Genomic DNA, 17,534 nt, shown 5'->3' on the forward strand with positions numbered 1-17,534 from the left:
TAAAGCAGCAAGACCCGAAAGCATCGCAACAGATTGAAGAGATCTCATAGTCACCCAAAGGATTGTGAAAGGTAAAGAAGTGTTTGTGCCTGGAAAGGCAGCCGGAATAAACATCAGCGACTCACGCCTTCTGGGGTATCACCAGCCGCCTAGGAATAAGCTGCAAAGCTGCTCCAGAGCGCTGGGAAGCGAGTGAGTGCGAAGAGAACCAGAGGGAGCGTGAAGGTTGAATTGCGCTTGGTTCTGATTCCATACTTCTGTTTATAGAGCAGGAGAGACGGCAAAGAGGAGAGGACTGTTCACTTTAGTAAGCGTCCTAAGTAATCCGGAATGCGTCCTGACCCCTGTGAAGAAGAAGACCTTGATGATCTGCTCCTCCAGTTTCATTAACTACTACTCAAAACTTAGTGAATCGGAATTTGGCTAAAAGCTAGGTCGGAACTAGGGTTGATAAGGGTTAGTCGCGGTTGCCGCTTGCCAGCGATGCATTTTTACACTAAGTTACATTTTAGGATGCTCTATAACTTAGTGAAAAGACCGAGAGCCTCATGGCGTTCCAAAAAGGCGAAAATCCTCATCATCCTTCACCCGGATCAGTGCTGACTGTCGAACCTATTCGAGACAAGAAAGCAATCGAGCGCATCAAAAAACTTCTGCGCGATCACCCCCGCGATCTCTGTCTGTTCATCCTGGGTATCAACACGGCCTATCGCGCCAATGAATTACTGTCCCTCACTGTGGGTCAGGTGCGACGACTGCAACCTGGCGATCTACTGCGGGTGAAGCAAAGCAAGACGGGTAAATTCCGTAGCGTGACGATCAATGGTGCTGTGGTCAAGGCGGTCTCACAGCACCTTACCGTCAATCCCCTGCCCGATGATACCTATCTCTTTCAGGGCAAACGTGGTTGTCTCACTGTCCCCACCGTCAGCACAATGGTTAAGACGTGGTGCCAGCATAGCGGGCTGAAGGGAAATTATGGTAGCCACACGCTTCGCAAGACGTGGGGATACTGGCAGCGGATGGAACGCGGGACGGCGGTTCCGTTACTCATGGAAGCCTTTGGGCACGCCACGCAGCAGCAAACATTAGCGTATTTAGGCATTCAAGCAGAGGAGATTGCCCAGATTTACGAATTAGAGTTGTAAACCTACTGAACTATGCTTGTAGAACAAGTAAGAGAGTAACAATTTGAATCAAGAAGTATGGCAGCAGCTTCTCTCATTAGAGAGTATGGAGATCGTTAGAAAATGGTACAAAACAATACACGGGCGTAGCTTAAATGAGTGCCGTACAAAAGAAATAAATGCAGCAGCAAGACAGGCACGTGAATATTTTAGGAATGCAAACAACTCAAACTTCTCAGTTCGCCCTCTTCTAACTTTCTACGGTGTCACAAGTCTTAGTAGGGCGCTTTTGCTTCTATTGGGTACTAATGGTGGAGAGGCTAATCTAACAGGTGCGCATGGACTAAAGACAGTTGAGTGGAAAAACGTGTTATGCGGCAAGTCATCAGTGAGATTAGATTTATTGGATGAGTTAAAGATAGAAACGTGCGGGGGTCTGTTTTATGACTTTGTAAAAGGCACTGATAACAGAATTTCTATTCATGTTCGTTCTGAGGGTGTTGATTGGTGGCTCAGTTATGGCACTCCTGAACTTGGAGAACAGTTTTCTTTTGCTGATATTCTCGCGCGAATTCCTGATTTGGAAAAAGATTACATAAATATTTCTAGTGAAGTGAAGTATGCAGTCGTCAATGATATGACGTATAAACCAGAGGTAGGCTTCCAAGTAAAAGTACATAAGGCAAGGTTCGACACCTTCAAAGACGCTTATACAACTCTTGGCTATGCTGTTTCTTGCGATGATAACTGGTGTGATGTGGTGTGTGATACGGAAACAATTAACAGAAGTAAACCGTTATTCATGCATACCTATATCCAAAAGCAGTTCAATGCTATACCTGTCTTACATATTGTCGAGCCGTTTCCAAGAAGTTCTAATTATTCTCAGCTTTGCATTACGTATATCACCTCTTATTTTCTTGGGATGCTTGTCCGGTATTACCCAACGCAGTGGATGTCGCTGATTCAGGGGGACAAAGAGGATGCGTTATGGCCTACGCTTAATAGGGCGCAGAACTTCGTTGAGAATTCTTATCCAGATCTTGTCATTGAGTTGATTTACGATGTGTTGAAAACAGGAAAATAGCACGGTTATAGGCAATTAAAAAACGCTCGTTTACTGATAGGGCGAAGAAACGCTTGATTTCTCTTACCCTGTCTACGTTTAAACCCCTTTTTTGACAGAAGAAACGTGTTAGGTGAGTTACAGCCTTTGAAAAGAGGCGCAATTGTAGAGAAAGTACTGAAGAATCTGGAATTGTGGCTTGAGAGCGAAGAGTGATTAAAGGGAAGCGGTTCTCACAGAGTTGCGCTCTGCGCTAATCGGTAATAGGAGAGTGGCTTCGATTTGCTCTCGAACTTCGCGGCTGATGTAGCAATCGCTGTCGAGGCAGACTACGAGAAAGCGATTTGCATCGTAGTACTGATGGAGTTGTTGTTTCTGAGCTTCGGTGAATTGCCAACCGTGCCTTAGCTTACGATATTGAATCATCAAAGCTCGCAGTTTTTCAATCCAAATTTTTCCTTTGTCTTGCCACCATTGTCTGCTATTGCTATCTTTATTATCCCAGTCATCAATTGAGGGAATTTCATTCCTTAACTGTTGCAACTCTTGTAGTAATTCAAGATTAAGATCGGGAGCCCTAAAGAAATAGTAATACAACAAGGAGGGTTTGCGTTTGAGGAAGAAACCAATGTCCGGAGCATCATCGAGGTCACAGGAAAATCCATCGTAAACTTTCAGAACGTATGAGGAGAGAGAAGCGAATTCTTGGTCGAGCTTCTCGTAAAATTTGAGGGCACGATCGAGGTTGTCGATATACTCGCGGTCGTGGTTCCTGATATCGCTGAGGTCAAAGGTATGATCGAGGGCGAAGTCGAGAGCGGGTTCGAGATCACGAGAGCGATCTCTGTTGAGAGCACGGTCAAGGTAAAAGGCTCGGATGGCAGCAGGTTTATACGAAGCTTTGATCGAATTAGATCGGCGATTGATCCAACCCAAGAACTCTTGCAGTTCGTCATCTTTTGCCACAATCTGGTCTACCGCTGATTTCATCATCTGCAACAATTCATCTGCCTCTGTTAAAAGTCCCACTGTTAGCAGAAACACTTCTCTCCAACGTTTTTCTAGCAGGTGATGAATTAGTTGTTGGAATACTTGTTGAGGTTGCCGACTGAGTGCAACTGCCCTTGCTGTAAAGAACTCATGAAAAGTGAGATGGGAGAAAGAATAAATTTTCCATGCCCGTTCTACCAGCAAACCATGTTGTGCCTCGATTGACTTTAACACTGCCTCACTGTCCAGTTGCAGATCGTCAGGAGTTGTATTAGCACTGGGCAAGTTGCGGATATAGTTGCCAATCTGATGTTCAACTGCCTTTTGCTTGAAGAAATAATCTCCTTTTTCAAAAGTGCTAAAGGCAATGTGACTTAGTAAATCTTCTTTTCGTTGAAGCGAGAGCTGTTTATAAACCTGTTCTCGTTCAATATTGCGTTTGATGTCCCATTTCTTGAGCAAAATATCTAGCCCCTCCTTATAAAGCTCTGAACGATTTTGAGGGAAGTTTCCAGACTCTTCAAAAGTAATGCAAAGCAGAGTCAGTAACAATGGATTTGTAGCTAGTTCTTGAATTCGACTATTCTCTTTCAGCTTTTCCGTAAACCGTTCTGCCTTTACAAAATCGTCTTTGGCATGAAACCACTTTTGTGAGAAACTCGCGATCTGGTTGTCATTGAAATCTGCAACTTCTACTTCGGTAAATTGGTCGAATGTATATTCCCGTGCCGCAATCCGGCAGGTCATAACAATCTGGCTTTGGTTAAATTGGTCAGCAAAGTCGCGAATTTGCCGCAGGGTTCGACCCGCATCTGAAGTTTTGACTTCATCTAAACCATCAAGTAACACCAAGAGCCGCCCACCCTTCAGTAGTTGCTCAACCGATGTTTCATTCCAAGCTAAGAGAGATTGCATTAACCCCGTTTTCACTGTCAAGTTAGAAGCTAATCCATAGCCACTAAGTAGCTGCTGCAAGTACTGCAATACGGAAGGTTGACCCGGTTCTTCTGCAAAGTCTTTCAAGGTAATGAAGGCAGGAATTCGATCAACGTACCAATTTCCGCTAATGCATTGAATTGCTAAATGTTTCAAAAACGTCGTTTTCCCTGCTCCAGGCTTACCCAAAATCAGCAATCGCTCATATTTTTCAATAGCCTCTATCCCTGGAATGCACTCTTCAACAACATTACTAAGGCTAAATCGCTCAACGTCTTGGCTGCTAATATTGTTCAATTCTAGCAATTCGGACATCTCTAAACGCCGTCGTGCAGTTATTTTCTCCAAAACGTTAACGTTAGTGTAGATGTTGTCTAAATCAATTGGTTGACTCATATCTAACACCCGCATCGTTCCATACTGCTTTTGGATACGGTCTCGAATGATTTCCCGAATGGTTGCGACTAATTCATTCAGGCTAGAAGGTCTATTCTTCGTTTGCATTCCTTCGTCAGCTTCAGCAATCTCGCCCCATTCCAGTCCAAGTTCGGCGCAAATAGCCTGAAATATATCTGACTTCACTGCCCGTCTCGCGAAGAAGTTGCCAACAACTTGGCGGGTACAGCGACACATTCCCGCTAAATACTCTTGCGTCCAGCCCCTTCGCTTGAATATTGCTTCAGCCGTTTTAATTCCTGTAATTGATGCCCGCAGCGATCGCGCCATACTCCACCTGCAAAACTCTTACATAAGGCAGACGTAACTCTAACGTCTTACTCAGACAGGATTTCAGAAATTTAGGTGTTTCATAAGAGAAGAGGCAAGCGCGCCCAACTCCCACGTCCACCTCTACTGAAGCATACCTAAATTTATGCCTGATAAAGATTTGATACGTGTGACATCCCGCATCTTCCAGAAGCGATTCCATCAAGCCAATCAGAAAACTCTCTCCCCAATCGAACGCGCGATTGCTCAAGAACGCCTTCGTCAGGCACGCAATGCTTCCAATCTTGCTCATGGTTCTGCTGCGATTGCACTAGGAATTAGTGTTCTCGGTTTGTATTGGGGTTTGACGGGTAAAGTTCCTGAGGGTGCTTTAACCACTACAACCGGAATGACTTCGACGGTTCTTTGTTGTCGTCTTGCAAAAGATGCCAATGATAGATTGGATCATCTTTTAGAGGAGTTGCGGGATTCCCAGTAGGGCGAATGTGCGATCGTAGGGAATGGGATGTGATCACGCATCCTTAATAGAATGCTCGAAAGCACAAAGAACAAGATGATTCTTCATCAAAAAAGGACCCTTTTTTGATAAGGCGTTTTTCCCTCCTACCCTTTCCCCTCGAGTGACCTGAAAGCTAGGAGGACCAAAGCTTTCTCTTAAAGGCTGAAACTGCCCGAAAGATACCCCTTTTTTAATAGGGATACATGAGAGCAGGTCATAATCCTGGATGCCTTTATTCATTTTTTTAGATTTTCATATTTTTGAATTTTCAAAAATATGAAAATCTAAAAATTTGTATTGTTGATAAGGCGAATTTTTATAAATTCAAAAATTTGTATTGATGTAAATACAAAAGGGTATTATTTACATATTCGTTTTGAGGAATCAATCGTGCTTATCACAGTCGCCTCTACAAAGGGAGGAGTCGGAAAGACAACAAGCGCGGTTCATATTGCTTGCTACCTGTCGCAAAATAGCAGCACGCTATTGATTGACGGTGATCCAAACAAATCGTCCTTAAAATGGGCAAGCCGAGGCTCGCTTCCTTTCAAAGTTGTTGAGCTGATGCAGTCTCCACGACACACGAAGAACTATGAGCACATTGTTTTTGACACAGCCGCGCGACCAGGAAAAGAGGACTTAGAAGCATTGGTCGAGGGATGTGATTTGCTGGTTATTCCGTGTAGTCCTGATATTTTGGCGATTGAGGCAACCTTGGAAACTGTTGACTTACTCGAATCGTTAAACTGCGATCGCTATCGGCTCTTGCTGACGATTGTGCCACCTACACGCAAGACTGGCGAACAAGCACGGGAAGCCCTTTCAGAATACCCCATCTTTAAAAAGTCAATTCGACAGTACGCTGCTTACGAAAAAGCAGCTCTAGCAGGCGTCCCTGTTTACGAAAGCCGCGATTCAAAAGCAAGAATTGCATGGAGCGACTATAGCGCTGTTGGTAAGGAAATTTTGGCATGAGTAAAGAGAACCTATTTGCAAAAGCAATTGCCAGTCGCAAAAAAGCATCTCCTTTGGAGAGCACAGAACCTGTTCAAGCGATCGATCCTTTAGAGGTATCGGAGTCTATCGAGACGGATATAACTGCAAACCAAAGTGCTTCTACACCTTCATCCAAGGCTCCTGTCGAAACCACATCTCAGACACAAAAACGAGGGAGAGGAAGACCTGCAACCGGCAAGCGATCCAATGATGATTGGATTGGACGAACCTATTACATCCAGCGTGAAACGGATTTAGACATCGAAGACGAATTGCTGAAGCTCAAGCGACAAGGAATTGAGGTCGATAAATCTGAATTGGTAGATTTGCTGCTTTCTGCCTGGGTAAAATGGCAGCAGGGTGAAAATATAGAAATTCAAATATCTGAAATTACGCCAAGGCGAAAATCTGAAAAGAAAAACTAATTTCTACTTACTGAGTTACGAAGACTGCCCTGATGCTTGGAAAGTGAAGCGGTTTGTGATGGAACCCCAAACTGAATCGTGGCATTCAGATACAGCGCAACCTACCAACCTCGACCAATACCATAAGCAGTGTTGGCGGAATTTGGATTAGCAGCGATCGCAAATCACGTCTTTTCAATTCGGAGTTTCCTTGTGCCCAAACAAACGTCCCTTTTCCCCAATGACTACAACGATTTCTTGAGTGATCTCAAAGATCGAATTCGCAGCGCACAAGTCCGGGCTGCTCTTGCCATCAACGAGGAATTGATTCAGCTTTACTGGGTGATTGGGCGAGAGATTCTAATGCGACAGCGCCAAGAAGGGTATGGCACGAAAGTGGTTGAAAGGTTAGCTAAAGACCTGAAGAAGGAGTTTCCCAAGCTGACGGGGTTCTCAGCTCGGAATCTGAATTACATGCGAGCGTTTGCCGAGGCTTTTCCAGACAAGGCACTCTTGCAACGCAGCGTTGCAAAACTTCCGTGGCGACACAACATTGCCTTATTGGAGAAACTCAAATCGACAGACGATCGGCTATGGTATGCCCAACAGGCGCTTGAGAATGGATGGAGCCGAGACATTTTGGCGATCCAGATTGAAACCAAGCTTCGGGAACGCCAAGGCAGTGCCAGCACTAATTTTGATCGAACACTGCCAAGTGCTGATTCTGATTTGGCTACTCAACTTCTGAAAGACCCCTACAACTTCACGTTTCTCTCGATTAGTCAGGATGCTCAAGAACGAGAGCTAGAACATGCACTCATTGACCACATTCGAGATTTTTTGATCGAGTTGGGGGTCGGCTTTGCTTTCCTCGGCAGCCAATATTCTTTAATTGTCGACGGCAAAGAATATTTCATTGATTTACTCTTCTACCATGTGAAGCTGCACTGCTACGTGGTGATTGAGTTGAAAATTGGGGAGTTTATCCCAGCTTATAGCGGACAACTCAATTTTTACGTGTCTGCGATCGATAATCTGATTCGTTCTCCAGAGGACAAACGCACCATCGGACTTATTCTGTGTCGTTCCAAGAGTGATATTACGATCGAATATGCCTTGCAAGATATTCACAAACCGATTGGAGTAGCAACCTACAAACTCAAAGAAGATTTGCCCCAGCATCTCAAAAACAGCCTTCCCTCGATCGAGCAGTTAGAAGTAGAACTGCAAGCTGCGGCAGCAGAAATTGAATCCCAGGAGGTGGAGGAAGATTGATGATCTAAACAAGTTGATGTGAATTGAATGTGTGACAACCTATGAGTGAGGTGATGGAGAGAAATTAATTCTCTCCATCACCTCATTTAAAGTACGCTTTGGACTAAAAACGGCTTAAATCGCTAAACGGTTATATTCCACAACCCGCATCCTCTCATATGCCAACTATCACGTGAGCAACGACAGAGCAGGAGTTTGAGGTAGGACTTCTGCGATCAGGCGCAGAAGCTCTAGAACAAATATATTCATTGCGTTGGGGGCGATTGCTTGTTCCAAGCTAGAGAATTGGACAGAAACATTCCATCTATTTCCCGAATTTGGAATGTTAGACCGACAAGTTTCTGCATACCAGTTTTAGGATCTTATGCAGACGAAATTCTGCATAACACGCTGATCGAAAGTTTTAGGCGGAACCCGTCAGTCTAATTATTAGTTCCACGAGAACTGGATAGAAATGTTACCCGTTGGAAACACTACATCCACGCCAGTTCCGTAGAACATTTTGTTGGAACCGACAGGCTGCAAATAGTCGCGAGGTTAACCGCACTATCAACTTTAGTTGGTGTTGCTTGCTTGACTCGGTGCGGTTCAACTCAATCATTATGCTGCTTGAGTTATTGGTAGAAACGCAACTAGAGAACTGTTTGCGGGATGCGTCGTTCCTTAGTGACTCAATCCCGCAAAATTCTGTTTTTACATAGGGAGGTGTGATAAACCTATCTAGCGAAAGGGCTTTGACTGACGCAAGATCATGAGCATGACAACTCGAACAAGCCCTGTAATAGACCCAACAAGAATGGAAATAAGGATTGCGATTGATAAAATAATCGCAGTAGGAGACTCCCCATGTTCAATGATGAGAGTGGGGTCAATCGGGGAAATGGGTGGAATCGATTGGTTAGCTGTAGTTAATTGATTCTGAGACATTTGAGTTATCTCCATTTGTGTTCATGTCTCAAGGATGCCGGAAGTTCCACGGACACTGTAGTCCCAGTTTTAGCCACTTTCCAAACTGACTAAAATTGGGTCAGAATTAACCTAAGTCGAAGCAGATTTAGTCAAATGTCTAATTCCCTCAAGGCATCTCAACAGGCGTTAGATGATCTCGTTGATCCAGCGCGGCGTCTGAAACGCTGGAATAAACATGACGATAAATGGGCTACGAAAGCGGATATATCACTCAAAACCTTGCAGCGATTTTGGGATCGAAGACCTATCCGTCGCGCCAATTTCATCTCCATCTGCCGAGCTATCGACCTTGAGGACTGGAAAGCGATCGTTGATTCTTCGTCTGAAAATCAGTTTTTCAAGAAACCGATCCTTATCGCTAAATATGACCTGCGTTCAGATAGAGAAATTGACTATACACAACTAAAAAATGCGTTGAAAGAGCAGAATTGGTCTGAGGCAGATAGGATAACGAGACTCTTTCTCCTACAACTATGTTGGCGAAACTCTGCAAGCGAATGGATGGTAAATGGTAGATGGAATGAGGAGAAATTTAAGCAAGATGTGGACCAGATTCCTTGCATAGACCTTCACACAATTGATCATTTATGGACGACCTACAGTGATGATCATTTTGGCTTCAGTAGCCAGAAAAGAATCTACTTGGAAGTTGGTGGTAGAGTTGATGGAGAGTTTTATGAAACAGCCTGGGATAAATTTGCTTTCAAGATTGGATGGCGACAAATTAGTTATGACTACGATCAAATGATTTTCGATGTTTCAGCCCCAAAAGGTCATCTTCCAGTTTGTTTATGGTTTGGGGGTCTATGTTTTTCTCGTATTGCTTTAAGGCTTGAAGAATGTAGACGCGCAGCATAATAACCCGCTTGAACCCGACCGTTGAGGGTTTATCTGTTGGGCAGTTCAAGTTCATCTGCGGTAGGTTAAGCGGGTTGTTAGCTTAGTTTTCTGTACCCACGAGCAGAAGTCCTATTTTGACGGGAACAATTCTCAGTTTGTAATCAGAAAAGCGGAATTAGCGTGTTGCGAAGCAGTTCCGCCTCAGAGCAATCAGTCCACTTCAGAACACTGCCGGAAAGACGCATTTTCGGTAGCGTTCTGTTTAGATCTGAGCAAGCACTCATCCTAAACAGCTTTCTGAAGGTGATCATGATTTGCCGAGCAAAGTCGAGATCGTGTCGCCCCTGTAAAGTGAAATGTTACAGTTTCCTACAATTCCGTACTGCTACTCTTCTCTGTCATCAGCGTTTTTTCTGAAAAGTGGCAAAAAATCACGCTCTAGTGAAGCTAAATTCTGCGTTTAGTCGTACAATCTGATCCGACTGAACTTCTCGTTCAGTCAAACACACAGCGAGAAAACCCTCGACGGCTGGTACCCGCGAAGGTCTCTCAAAGAATGAACAGCCCGAAGGACTGCACCACGTTAGTGGATGATAAGTAGCAAGTTGCGTCTACGATTCTAGCAGTCCTTGCGGGAAATAGCGCTATGGTTTCCCAGAAATATGACTGCTCTGCCTGTTGCGGATCAAAGATCATCCGCATTACTGCCGTCCAACCCCCTCGGACAACGGCTATGTGAAACCTTCCCCTACCGCTGGCACAGCATCTCCGGCGAGAATGCTGCCGAGCCCGGGTGGAAAACCAAGACCAAATACCCGCTGCGTCCCCGCGTGCTCTGGCAGGGCTGGAATGACTCCAGCACCTTGGTCGGGGTGCGGTTTGGCTCCACGACGAGCTATGCCCTGATCGATATTGACAGGACAAGTCCCTATCATCCAGTAGACAATCCCCATGGGTTGACCCTGATCCTGGCGGCGCTCGAAACCATCGGCATTGTTCGTTATGTTCTCCTGAGGTCGAGCCATTCAGGCGGCTTGCATCTCTATCTGCCCCTACCCTACGCCGTACCCACCTTCGGACTCGCGCAAGCTCTGAAGCAGTGCCTAGAAGCCCAAGGGATTGCGATCGCCGCAGGACAAGTTGAGACCTTCCCGAACACCAAAGCCTATGCCATACCTGGCACCCAGATCGAGTACAACGCCCATCGCCTCCCCTTACAACCCGACAGCGGCTCCTGCCTGCTCGACCTCGACAGTAACCCCATCGGCACCGCTCTAGGACAATTCTTCCGCCACTGGGATAGTGCCGCTTCAGGACAAGACCTCGAAACCCTACACGAAGCGATCGCCGTCGCCCGTCGCAACGGCAGCAAACGCAAACGGCAGCGCATCGCCGCCGTAGAATCGTGGCGAGCCGACCTACAAACCGAAATCAACGAAGGCTGGACCGGGACTGGACAGACCAACCACCTGTTAAAGACAATTGCCTGCTACGGCGTCGTCTTCGAGGGATTGCAGAGCGAAGCCCTAGCCGAATTTGTCCAAACCACCGCGATTAACGCTCCTGGCTACGAAACCTACTGCCGCCACCAGCACGAGATCACCAGGCGATCTACACTCTGGGCGAAAGCCGCCGAGAAATACTGGTGGGCATTAGGGAGCGAGCCGCAGCGCAGCCCCGAGCATTCCACCCCCAACGGAGGCGAGACCAGCAACGTGATCCCAATCAACCAGAACCAGATGCGAGCCGAAGAAGCGCAACGGCGGATTCGAGACACCATAGCGCGCCTCCAGAGCATTGGACAATTCCCCGCCGACGCCAGCAGCCGAGTGCGACTACTCGTACGAGAAGCCCACACGAGCGTACAGACCCTATACCGCTACCGCCATCTATGGCATCCCGAGCACTTTACCCCGGTCGAAGAGACAGCGTGTGTAACAGCAGCAGCGGCAAGCGATCCCAGCGATGCAGCCACAAAATCTCCTGACCTAGCAGAATCGCGAGAACCAGTGTCGGGAGGGGAGTTACACACCCTAGAACAGAATATGAAGTGTAGGGCAGAATTAGTCTGTGATTCTCCGGCTAATTTCCTTGATGCTGATCCTTTCTTCTGTCACTGTGTTTTACTTCAATGGGTTGGATTGGCGAGAAAATTAACTTGATTAAGATTTTCATAAAGAAACTCTATAGTGAGTGATGAAACTCAAAAAGAAATCTGGTTGAAAGTAGTTATTTTCCCAATATACCCTCGCTAACAGAAAATTTGGCTCGATAGAAATCGATTGAAAAAATCGTGCGAGTTGAAGTATTTTGATGGGCAGTTGATGTCTTGAAGATCTGCGTTGATTTCTCAAGATTTTGGCTTGAAATGAAATTTTGCTTTCACTACCTTAAGAGCAATTGCAATAAAACCTTGACGTTGAATAATTACTATATGGGAATAGATTCATAGTTTTGTGAATTCGTATCAGCCTCAAGCTCTAAATTCACCGCAATGATTCCCACAACTTGCTTTAGCACCTCACGACTGAACTAGTCTCAAGACGGAAGGGATTGAGGGAGAACCATGAGCGATATTAGAACCTGACGTGTATTAGAGGGTGCAATTGCAGCACTGAATTCCTATGACATCATTTCTACGGTCGGTAAAGCGTCATGTCTTAATATTTGCGGAGATGCGATTGCGGGAGCATCATCTCAAAAGGAAAGTCAGTATTCTTATGTATTTTATGTTCTAGATGAATATATGTTGATATTACAAAGGTAGAACTGCATCAATTATTACAAGTTTGATAAGAACTCCGCTGAAAAACATTGATTTCAGAGTCTTCTTCTTCTTTAATAAGAGTTGGGTGATTTCATTACGCTAGAAAATGAATTTCGGTATTAGTGTATTTGGCTTTCAAACTTCCTCTATAATGGTTACGAACAGGTTGCTACGAAGCTGAATTTCGTCATAGTTTCGTCATAGACCAGATAATAGATTATTATCTTGTGTGACTAAACTTGCTTTGTTCTTTTCCTTCTTTTATATTCCTCTTTCATATGAGAAGAAGTCTAGAGTGGAACGAAGCGGCGATCAAGCTTTTTCATGCCAGGGTTAGTAACCTCAAATGTCCACTTTCCTCCTTTTCTAAATCGCTCAGTCCAATCCGTAAAATGCTTTTTGCCTTTACTAGCTGCAGCATTCACGGCTCTAGGTGTTACTCCTAAAATTAAGGCAAGTTCTTCTGAGGTAAGCAGAACCTTGCTAGGTTTAGTTTCTTCTGAGGAAACGTCTAGAGTAGCCAATAGTTTTTGGATTGAGGACAGCTTGGCTTCAAATTCTCCCACTCTCTGTGATAACGATGAAATCACCGGATTTGTTTCTAAGACGCCCGGAAGTTGCAGAACTTCGCGAATTTTGGTGTTAATCGATGCCTCTTCAATTGTTTCTATATATTGTCGAATCGCTTCATGAACGACCTGAGCCGTGTTTCTACCTGACTCGTTCGCGATCGTCTCTAATTTTTCTTTCCATTCTGCCGGTACTCGGCATCCTACCATTGGTTGGGTCGGCATAGACTTTAAATGATTTCAAAGATAACAAATTTTACAAAGAGTGTATTGGATTAACTGGACTTTTGCCAGCTTCTTTGAGAGGAAAACAAGCTAAAAGTAGCGTTAGGAAATTCTAATCATGGAGAGGAAGGATGGTTGCGTAGTCAATTCTCTTTGACTCAAGTATAAAAAATACAAAAACATTAGGGATGTTCTTAGTTTGCCTACTGCTGTCTTAGGCAGAAGTGCATTTGATTTTTAAGGCTTTCAGCAGTTGGCTAGAACGAGGAATCAACAGTTGCGAGCTATAACTAGACGGTCATACGGTTCAGAATTAGTCCTGCAGGTTCTTAGAGTTGGGTTTGGTCCATTTGCTACGGGAACGCCACTTTGATAGATTCTCTAAAATCAATTTGAAAGGACTTTCTGGTCTAGCTTGCATTGTGCTGCTCCCATGTCAGCTCAACCCTATTTCTAAAAGTTGGTTAATTAAGAGGAAAATGAGTGGGCAATCTAGGGCTTAGTTCTCAAGAGTTGCTACTGATTGCCCAAACGCTATAAGTCCGTCTCTACAAATCCTTTCAGAAGAAGCAATGTCAGAAAAGCAGGACAACAAACATCCAGAGCTCGTCGGTTTTATTTGGAGCGTTGCCGATAAACTGCGCGGACCCTATCGTCCCCCGCAGTATCGCCGTGTGATGCTGCCGATGACGGTGCTGCGTCGCTTGGACTGTGTGTTGGAGCCAACCAAGAAGAAGGTGCTGGCAGAAAAGGAGCGGTTAGAGGCGAAAGGCTTTACGGGAATGGCGTTAGAGAAAGCCATTTCTAAGGCTGCGGTGGGTGACGATCGCGTGCAGCCGTTCTACAACACCTTCAAATTCTCCTTGGCAGAAGTGATGGGTGATCCGAATGGCATAGCGAGTAACCTGGTCGCTTACATCAACGGCTTCTCGCCGCAAATCCGCGAGATTTTTGAGAAGTTTGAGTTTGAGAAGGAAATTGACAAGCTGGATGAAAGCAATCGGCTGTATCTGATTCTGAAAGAGTTTTGCAACATTGACCTTTCCCCGGCTCGCATCTCAAACACAGACATGGGAGGGGTTTTTGAGGAGCTGGTTCGCAAGTTCAATGAACAGGCGAATGAAGAGGCTGGAGACCACTTTACCCCTCGCGAAGTCATTAGCCTGATGGTCAACTTGATGTTTAGCGATGAGGAGGATGTATTTAAGGCAGGCATCTACAAGAGCATCTATGACCCGACTGCCGGAACGGGGGGAATGCTTTCTGTCTCGGAGGAACACATCAAAGCTCAAAACGCCGATGCAAACTTGGGTCTGTTTGGGCAGGAATACAACCCTGAAGCCTATGCCATCTGCTGTTCTGACCTGCTGATTAAAGACGAGCCGATCAATAACCTGATTTACGGCGATACGCTGGGGGTGAAAGATGCCAAGAGCAAGAGCAATAACTTCTTGCCCTATGACGGTCACCCAGAGAAGCAGTTTCACTACATGCTGGCTAATCCGCCGTTTGGGGTGGAGTGGAAGCCAGAAGAGGATTTTGTCAAGGAGGAGCACAAGGAGCAGGGGTTTAGTGGTCGCTTTGGGGCGGGACTGCCGCGTATCAACGATGGGTCGCTGTTGTTTTTGCAGCACATGATCTCGAAGATGCGTCCGTCTCCAGAGCATGGCGGGGAAGGTTCTAAGATTGCGATCGTGTTCAACGGTTCACCGCTATTCACGGGCGATGCGGGCAGTGGGGAGAGCAACATCCGACGATGGATTATCGAAAATGACTGGCTGGTTGCGGTAGTGGCTCTGCCCGACCAAATGTTTTACAACACGGGCATCTACACCTATATCTGGCTGGTGAGCAACAAAAAGCCGAAACACCGCAAGGGCAAGGTGCAGCTCATCGACGGCACACGCCATTTCCAGAAGATGAAAAAGAGCCTGGGAAATAAGCGCAACGAGTTATCGAAAGAGCACATTGCAGCGCTGGTGGGGCTTTACGGGGACTACGAGCACGATGCCACCCGCGAGGTCATGGTGGATGGGAAGCTCGAACAGCGGGTCTGCTCTAAGATTTTTGACAACCGGGAGTTTGGCTTTCTCAAAATCACCGTTGATCGCCCGTTACGCCTGAACTTTCAAGCCAGCCCGGAACGGATTGAACGACTCTGGGAACAGTCGGCGTTTGTCAATTTAGCGACAAGCAAGAAGCGTAAGGATGACAAGGCGATCCAGATGGAACTGGAGGTGGGTAAACAAGAACAGGAGTCGATCGTTGCAGTGCTGAAAAACCTGGATGGTGAGACGCTGTATCAGTCGCGTCCCAAGTTTTTGAAGGTGCTGGATGCAGCGTTGAAGGCGGCAGGTATCAAACTGAGTGCACCTGTGAAGAAAGCAGTGCTGGCAGCGCTGAGCGATCGCGACCCGACTGCCGATATCTGCCAGGATAGCAATGGCAACCCAGAACCAGACCCGGAGCTGCGCGATACCGAGATTGTGCCGTTGCCGCAGGATATTTCGCTGCCGCTGCCCATCGGCTATGACGACAAACAAACGGGACTGGACGCGCTGCTAAAGCTAGTGCGGCAGCACTGTGAAGACTACCTGAAAGCCGAAGTGTTGCCCCATGTGCCCAATGCCTGGGTTGACTACAGTAAAACTAAAGTGGGTTACGAGATTCCGCTGAACCGCCATTTCTATGTCTATCAACCGCCACGACCATTAGAGGAAATTGAGGACGACATTAAGCAGCTAGAAGCGGATATCGTGAAAATGCTGGGAGTGATTGTGTGATGGGTGGCTATTTGTCTTATACGGAATACAAAGAGTCTGGGATTGAGTGGTTAGGCGAAATTCCAAAGCATTGGGAGGTTTGGAAAGCTACGCACGGTTTTAAGAGAATCGGCAGCGGGACAACGCCAAAAAGCGATAATCCCCTTTATTACGATGGCGAGACTCCATGGGTCACAACATCTGAGCTTCGAGAAACGGTCATCACTGACACATCTCAAAAGATCACTAGAGAAGCATTGGAAGAGTATTCAGCATTGAAGTTATACCAAAAAGGAAGCCTTGCTATAGCAATGTATGGTGCCACGATAGGTCGGCTTGGTATTCTTGGTATTGATGCTGCTGTTAACCAAGCTTGCTGTGTTTTTGCAGAACCATCAATATTTGACACTAAGTTTTTTTATTACTGGCTATGGATGCGCCGCCCAATTCTTATCTCCTTGTCAACTGGTGGCGGTCAACCGAATTTAAGTCAAGATGACCTCAAACAATTGAGAATACCGATTCCTCCTCTTGAAGAACAACGATCGATAGCCCATTTTCTCGACTACAAAACCGCTCAGATTGACGCACTGATTACCAAAAAAGAAACCCTGCTCAAAAAGCTTACTGAAAAACGTACTGCTCTGATTAGTCAGGCTGTTACGAAGGGGTGCGATCTTACCGTTCCCATGAAAGATTCTGGTATTGATTGGCTAGGCGAAATCCCTGCACACTGGAAAATCAAGAGACTTAAGTTTGTCGTTGACGAAATTATTGATACTCCTCACAAGACGGCACCCTACGATGATAATGGGGAGTTTCTAGTAGTCAGAACTACTAATGTTAAAAATGGAAGGTTATTACTTGATGGCGCAAAGTTCACAGATGAAAAAACATATAGAGAATGGACATCAAGAGCTATTCCAGCACCAGGAGACATTCTTTTTACAAGAGAAGCACCTGCGGGAGAAGCTTGTTTAGTGCCTATAGCTCCAAAATCATGTTTGGGGCAAAGGATGGTTCTTTTCAAGTTTAATCACAAGAAATATGATGGATATTTCCTTCTTCAATCTATTTACTCAGGTATAGCTGATGAGTTTATAAAAAGCCTTTCTCTTGGAAGTACAGTTTCGCATTTTAATATGTCAGATATAGGTTCTATTCCTTTAATTGTTCCTCCTTATGAAGAACAAAAGAGAATTAGTTTTTTGCTATCGGAGCAACTCAGTTTTTACGACGATCAAATTGAGAAAGTTGAACTAGGAATAAAGCATTTAAAAGAATATCGTACGGCACTCATCACCAACGCTGTCATAGGCAAAATCGACGTACGTGATGTGATCCTTGAACTGGAATCACTAGAGGCTGCTTGATGACTACAGA

Annotated in this window: 13 protein-coding genes; 10 read left to right on the plus strand and 3 right to left on the minus strand. The window is 45.6% G+C overall.

Annotation, left to right across the window (positions count from 1 at the left end; genetic code table 11):
* Nucleotides 1-548 precede the first annotated feature (548 nt).
* Nucleotides 549-1,148, plus strand: a complete 600-nt coding sequence (locus AC5JLB_RS01145; RefSeq protein WP_495872018.1) for a tyrosine-type recombinase/integrase — start codon at nt 549-551, stop codon at nt 1,146-1,148.
* Between the two features lie 43 nt (nt 1,149-1,191).
* Nucleotides 1,192-2,214 carry a YaaC family protein gene (locus AC5JLB_RS01150; RefSeq protein ID WP_495872019.1) on the plus strand — a complete coding sequence of 341 codons (1,023 nt, stop codon included), beginning with the start codon at nt 1,192-1,194 and terminating at the stop codon, nt 2,212-2,214.
* A 195-nt stretch (nt 2,215-2,409) separates the two neighbouring features.
* Here the strand turns inward: AC5JLB_RS01150 and AC5JLB_RS01155 are convergent, their stop codons facing one another.
* Complete coding sequence (locus AC5JLB_RS01155; protein WP_495872020.1) at nt 2,410-4,845, minus strand: NACHT domain-containing protein; 2,436 nt, start codon at nt 4,843-4,845, stop codon at nt 2,410-2,412.
* Nucleotides 4,846-4,990: 145 nt separating this feature from the next.
* On the opposite strand from AC5JLB_RS01155, the gene AC5JLB_RS01160 reads away from it, so the two are divergent.
* The 4 genes from AC5JLB_RS01160 (at nt 4,991) to AC5JLB_RS01175 (ending at nt 8,019) form a co-directional block, all read left to right on the plus strand.
* Complete coding sequence (locus tag AC5JLB_RS01160; RefSeq protein ID WP_495872021.1) at nt 4,991-5,323, plus strand: TRADD-N-associated membrane domain-containing protein; 333 nt, start codon at nt 4,991-4,993, stop codon at nt 5,321-5,323.
* A 411-nt stretch (nt 5,324-5,734) separates the two neighbouring features.
* On the plus strand, nt 5,735-6,319 hold the full coding sequence (locus AC5JLB_RS01165) for a nucleotide-binding protein (protein WP_495872022.1): 585 nt from the start codon (nt 5,735-5,737) through the stop codon (nt 6,317-6,319).
* Complete coding sequence (locus AC5JLB_RS01170; RefSeq protein ID WP_495872023.1) at nt 6,316-6,765, plus strand: hypothetical protein; 450 nt, start codon at nt 6,316-6,318, stop codon at nt 6,763-6,765. Before AC5JLB_RS01165 ends, AC5JLB_RS01170 begins: the two co-directional genes overlap by 4 nt.
* 129 nt (nt 6,766-6,894) lie before the next feature.
* Nucleotides 6,895-8,019 (plus strand): PDDEXK nuclease domain-containing protein, encoded by a 1,125-nt coding sequence (locus tag AC5JLB_RS01175; RefSeq protein ID WP_495872024.1) that lies wholly within the window; start codon nt 6,895-6,897, stop codon nt 8,017-8,019.
* A gap of 720 nt (nt 8,020-8,739) precedes the next feature.
* Here the strand turns inward: AC5JLB_RS01175 and AC5JLB_RS01180 are convergent.
* Complete coding sequence (locus AC5JLB_RS01180; RefSeq protein WP_495872025.1) at nt 8,740-8,946, minus strand: hypothetical protein; 207 nt, start codon at nt 8,944-8,946, stop codon at nt 8,740-8,742.
* A 135-nt stretch (nt 8,947-9,081) separates the two neighbouring features.
* Between AC5JLB_RS01180 and AC5JLB_RS01185 the strand changes: the two genes are divergently transcribed.
* The gene (locus AC5JLB_RS01185; protein WP_495872026.1) at nt 9,082-9,846 is read left to right on the plus strand and encodes a GUN4 domain-containing protein; all 765 of its coding nucleotides are present in this window, start codon (nt 9,082-9,084) and stop codon (nt 9,844-9,846) included.
* 644 nt (nt 9,847-10,490) lie between these two features.
* On the plus strand, nt 10,491-11,990 hold the full coding sequence (locus tag AC5JLB_RS01190; RefSeq protein WP_495872027.1) for a hypothetical protein: 1,500 nt from the start codon (nt 10,491-10,493) through the stop codon (nt 11,988-11,990).
* Between the two features lie 895 nt (nt 11,991-12,885).
* Here AC5JLB_RS01190 and AC5JLB_RS01195 read toward each other — a convergent pair.
* Nucleotides 12,886-13,389, minus strand: a complete 504-nt coding sequence (locus tag AC5JLB_RS01195; RefSeq protein WP_495872028.1) for a ribbon-helix-helix domain-containing protein — start codon at nt 13,387-13,389, stop codon at nt 12,886-12,888.
* 572 nt (nt 13,390-13,961) lie between these two features.
* On the opposite strand from AC5JLB_RS01195, the gene AC5JLB_RS01200 reads away from it, so the two are divergent.
* The gene (locus AC5JLB_RS01200) at nt 13,962-16,172 is read left to right on the plus strand and encodes a type I restriction-modification system subunit M (protein WP_495872029.1); all 2,211 of its coding nucleotides are present in this window, start codon (nt 13,962-13,964) and stop codon (nt 16,170-16,172) included.
* Nucleotides 16,172-17,524 (plus strand): restriction endonuclease subunit S, encoded by a 1,353-nt coding sequence (locus AC5JLB_RS01205; protein ID WP_495872030.1) that lies wholly within the window; start codon nt 16,172-16,174, stop codon nt 17,522-17,524. The genes AC5JLB_RS01200 and AC5JLB_RS01205 overlap by 1 nt, the downstream gene beginning before the upstream one ends.
* Nucleotides 17,525-17,534 lie beyond the last annotated feature (10 nt).

This window comes from Myxacorys chilensis, from assembly GCF_059505265.1.

What these genes read in the sequence shown, in the direction of transcription:
- AC5JLB_RS01160 (WP_495872021.1), top strand. Translation starts at nt 4,991, where the DNA reads ATGCCTGATAAAGATTTGATACGTGTGACATCCCGCATCTTCCAGAAG.
- AC5JLB_RS01185 (WP_495872026.1), top strand. Translation starts at nt 9,082, where the DNA reads ATGTCTAATTCCCTCAAGGCATCTCAACAGGCGTTAGATGATCTCGTT.
- AC5JLB_RS01180 (WP_495872025.1), bottom strand. Translation starts at nt 8,946, where the DNA reads ATGTCTCAGAATCAATTAACTACAGCTAACCAATCGATTCCACCCATT.
- AC5JLB_RS01190 (WP_495872027.1), top strand. Translation starts at nt 10,491, where the DNA reads ATGACTGCTCTGCCTGTTGCGGATCAAAGATCATCCGCATTACTGCCG.
- AC5JLB_RS01200 (WP_495872029.1), top strand. Translation starts at nt 13,962, where the DNA reads ATGTCAGAAAAGCAGGACAACAAACATCCAGAGCTCGTCGGTTTTATT.
- AC5JLB_RS01155 (WP_495872020.1), bottom strand. Translation starts at nt 4,845, where the DNA reads ATGGCGCGATCGCTGCGGGCATCAATTACAGGAATTAAAACGGCTGAA.
- AC5JLB_RS01145 (WP_495872018.1), top strand. Translation starts at nt 549, where the DNA reads ATGGCGTTCCAAAAAGGCGAAAATCCTCATCATCCTTCACCCGGATCA.
- AC5JLB_RS01170 (WP_495872023.1), top strand. Translation starts at nt 6,316, where the DNA reads ATGAGTAAAGAGAACCTATTTGCAAAAGCAATTGCCAGTCGCAAAAAA.
- AC5JLB_RS01195 (WP_495872028.1), bottom strand. Translation starts at nt 13,389, where the DNA reads ATGCCGACCCAACCAATGGTAGGATGCCGAGTACCGGCAGAATGGAAA.
- AC5JLB_RS01205 (WP_495872030.1), top strand. Translation starts at nt 16,172, where the DNA reads ATGGGTGGCTATTTGTCTTATACGGAATACAAAGAGTCTGGGATTGAG.